Origin of the sequence: Streptomyces sp. NPDC096136 (assembly GCF_044763325.1) — a bacterium.
Taxonomy (GTDB): domain Bacteria; phylum Actinomycetota; class Actinomycetes; order Streptomycetales; family Streptomycetaceae; genus Streptomyces.
Genome location: NZ_JBIWFZ010000056.1, coordinates 1 through 4,101 on the forward strand (window position 1 = coordinate 1; position 4,101 = coordinate 4,101).

General features: G+C 76.3%; 1 protein-coding gene. It reads right to left on the reverse strand.

Going from position 1 to position 4,101, the window contains the following annotated elements; all coding sequences use genetic code 11:
• Positions 1-4,101: SDR family NAD(P)-dependent oxidoreductase (locus ACIRBY_RS38640; RefSeq protein WP_403910148.1), on the reverse strand; the 4,101-nt coding region annotated here is incomplete at both ends.

Consider the following 4,101-nt stretch of genomic DNA (forward strand, 5'->3'; position numbering starts at 1 on the left):
CGAACGGCCCAAATGCCCGTCGACATGCGCACACACCGCATCGAAGGCATCCGCGAACACCGGGAAGGCCGCATACAGCTCACACCCCATCCCCAACCGCTGACTCCCCTGACCCGAGAACAGGAACGCCGTGCGCGTTCCCGCCGCTCCCGCGTGGCCCCGTACGAGGTCCGCCGACGGCTCGCCCTGGCTCAGGGCGGTCAGGCCGGCGGTCAGTTCCTCGGTGGTCGTTCCCAGCACCACCGCGCGGTGGTGCAGGGCGGTGCGGGACTCGGCCAGGGAGAGGGCCAGGTCCGCCGGCGTGAGGCCGGGGTGGGAGCGGGTGTGGGCGAGGAGGTTGCGGGCCTGCTCGCGCAGGGCCGCCTCGTCTCCGCCGGACAGCGTCCAGGGCAGGCAGCCGCGCTGGGCGGCGGGGGCCGGCAGGGTGTCGGCCTCCGCGAGGGCTTCGGGGGCCGTCGGGGCCTGCTCGATGATGGTGTGGGCGTTGGTGCCGCTGACTCCGAAGGAGGAGACGGCCGCGCGGCGCGGCCGGGCGGTGTCCACGTCCGGCCAGGCCACGGGCTCGGTGAGGAGGCGGACCGCGCCCGCCGACCAGTCGACGTGCGGGGAGGGCTCGTCGACGTGGAGGGTCTTGGGCAGCAGACCGTGCCGGAGCGACAGCACGGTCTTGATCACGCTCGCCAGGCCGGAGGCGGCCTGGGTGTGCCCGATGTTGGACTTGAGGGAGCCCAGCCACAGCGGCCGGTCCTCCGAGCGCCCCTGCCCGTACGTCGCCAGCAGCGCCTGCGCCTCGATCGGGTCGCCGAGGGCCGTGCCGGTGCCGTGGGCCTCGACGGCGTCCACGTCGGCGGCCGTCAGCCCGGCGTTGGCGAGGGCCTGGCGGATGACGCGCTGCTGGGCCGGGCCGTTGGGGGCGGTGAGGCCGTTGGAGGCCCCGTCCTGGTTGACGGCCGAGCCTCGGACCACGGCGAGGACCGGGTGGCCGTGGCGGTGTGCGTCGGAGAGCCGCTCCACCAGGAGCATGCCCACGCCCTCGCCCCAGCCGGTGCCGTCGGCCGCCGCCGCGAACGGCTTGCACCGCCCGTCGGCCGCCAGACCGCGCTGCCGGCTGAACTCGACGAAGGCGTTGGGGCCGGCCATCACGGCCGCCCCGCCGACCAGGGCCAGTTCGCACTCGCCCTGGCGCAGGGCCTGGGCGGCCAGGTGCAGGGCCACGAGGGAGGAGGAGCAGGCCGTGTCCACCGTGAGCGCGGGGCCTTCGAGGCCCAGGGCGTAGGCGATGCGGCCGGACATGACGCTGCTGGAGGTGCCGGTGAGGAGGTGTCCCTCGACGCCTTCGGGCAGGGCGCCCGGCGTGGCGCCGTAGCCCTGGTAGCCGGAGCCGATGAAGACGCCGGTGCGGCTGCCGCGCAGGGAGGAGGGGGCGAGGCGGGCCCGTTCCAGGGTCTCCCAGGCGGTCTCCAGGAGCAGCCGCTGCTGGGGGTCCATGGCGAGGGCCTCGCGCGGGGAGATCCCGAAGAACCGGGCGTCGAAGCGGTCCGCTTCGTGGAGGAAGCCGCCTTCGCTGACGTAGGTGGTTCCGGGGTGCTCGGGGTCCGGGTCGTAGAGGGAGTCCAGGTCCCAGCCCCGGTCGGCGGGGAAGGGGGTGACGGCGTCGACCCCGTCCGCCAGCAACTGCCAGAGCTGTTCCGGGGTGTTGGCGCCGCCGGGGAAGCGGCAGCCCATGGCGACGATGGCGATCGGCTCGTCGGGGGTGCCCGTCCCCGCGGGGCCGGCGGGTGCACGGCCGTCCGCCGGCAGGGTCTGCGGTGCGTGGCCGGACACCTCGGAGGACAGGAAGGCGGCGAGGGCCTCCGCGTTGGGGTGGTCGAAGACCAGGGTGGTGGGCAGGCGCAGGCCGGTGGCCCGGTTCAGCCGGTTGCGGAGTTCGACGCTGGTGAGGGAGTCGAAGCCGAGGTCCTTGAACGAGCGGTCGGAGGCCACCGCGGCCACGCCCGAGTGGCCCAGGGCCTGGGCCACTTCGGCCCGTACGAGGTCCAGGAGCACGCGGTGGCGCTCGGCGGCGGGCAGGGCGGCGAGTCCGGCGGTGCGGGAGGGGGCCGTGTCGCCGGCCGCACCGGCGTCCGCTCCGTCTCCGGTGGCGGCGAGGGCCGTACGGGCCTCGGGCAGATCGGCGAGGAGGGCGCTGGGCCGGGCGAGGGTGAAGGCGGGTGCGAACCGTTCCCAGTCGACGTCGGCGACGACGACCGTGGTCTCGTCGAGGTCCAGGGCCCGCTGGAGCGCGCCGATCGCGGTGTCCGGGAACATGGCGGGGAGCCCGCGCCGGCGCAGGTGGGCCTCGGCCCCGTCGTCGCCCGCCATGCCGGCGTCGGCCCAGGGGCCCCAGGCCACGGAGGTGGCGGCGAGCCCGCGGGCGCGGCGCTGTTCGGCGAGGGCGTCGAGGTGGGCGTTGGCCGCGCAGTAGGCAGCCTGGCTGCCGCTGCCCCAGGCGGCGGCGACGGAGGAGAACAGGACGAAGGCGTCGAGGTCCCGGTCGGCGAGGAGTTCGTCGAGGTGCCGGGCGCCGGCCGCCTTGGCTGCGACGACGGCGGCCAGGTCGGCCGGGGTCAGGGTGTCGGTCGGGGTGAACTGCGGCAGGCCGGCCGCGTGGACCACGGCCGTGAGCGGGTGGCGGTCCTCCGGAAGGGCCCGCAGCAGGCCGGCCACCTGGTCGCGGTCGGCGAGGTCGCAGGCCATGAGGGTGACCCGGGCGCCGAGTTCCTCGATCTCGGCGGCGAGTTCGGGTGCCCCGGGGGCCTGGGCGCCCCGGCGGCTGGTCAGTACGAGGTGGTCGGCGCCATTGCGGGCGAGGTGCCGGGCGACCTGGGCGCCGAGCGCTCCGGTGCCGCCGGTGATCAGGACGGTGCCGTGCGGCTGCCGGGTGCGGTCCGCCGACGGGGCGGTGGCGGTGTCGGTGGCGAGGGCGCGGAGCAGGCGGCGTACGAAGAGGCCGGAGGGCCGGATCGCGATCTGGTCCTCGCCCCCCGTCCCCTCGGCGAGGACCGAGACGAGGCGGCGGGCGGCCCGCTCGTCGAGGGTGGCGGGCAGGTCGAGCAGTCCGCCCCAGCGGTCGGGGTGGTCGAGTGCCGCCGAGCGGCCCAGGCCCCAGACCATGGCCTGGTGCGGGCTGGTCAGCGTGTCCGAGCGTCCGGTGGAGACCGCTCCCCGGGTGGCGCACCAGAGCGGCGCGGTCGTCTCCGTGTCGCCCAGGGCCTGGACCAGCAGGGTGGTCAGGGCCAGCCCGGCGGGCAGCTCGGGGTGGTCCGGGTGGGACGCGTCGGTGAGCGCGAGGAGGGACAGGACCCCGGCCGGCGCCGACGTGTCGCGCTCGCGGCGCAGGAGCGCGGCGAGGTCGGTACGGGTCGCGTCGGCGGGTACGGCGAGGTGTGCGACCTCGGCGCCGTGGCGGGCCAGGGCGTCGGTGACGGCGGTGACCAAGGGGGCGTCCTCGCCGCCCTCGGGGACGGCGAGCAGCCAGGTGCCGGTCAGCTCGGCGGTGTCCCGGCTTCCGGTCAGCGGCTGCCAGGAGATCCGGTAGCGCCAGGAGTCGACGACGGAGCGGCTGCGCTGCCGTCGGCGCCACTGGGACAGCGCCGGCAGGACGGAGCTGAGCGGGGAGTCCCCGGCGACCTCCAGCCGTTCGGCGAGGGCGGCGAGGTCCTGGTTCTCGACGGTCTCCCAGAACGCGGTCTCGGCCGGGTCCGCCGTCTCGGTGCCGGTCTCCCGGGGGCCGGCGGGGACCAGCCAGTAGGGCTGGCGCTGGAAGGGGTAGGTGGGCAGGTCGACGCGGCGGGCACCGCGGCCCGTGAGGACCGCCTCCCAGTCGACGGGGGTGCCGTGGACGTGGAGCCGGGCGAGGGCGGTGGTGGCGGCCGGGCCCTCGGCGCGGTCGGCGCGCAGGAGCGCCACGGTCACCGCGTCCTCGTCCAAGGTCTCCTGGGCGAGGGCGGTCAGGATCCCGCCGGGGCCGATCTCCAGGAAGGTGCGGACGCCTTCGAGGGCCAGGCCGTCGACGGCGTCGGCGAAGCGGACGGCCTCGCGGACGTGGCGCACCCAGTAGTC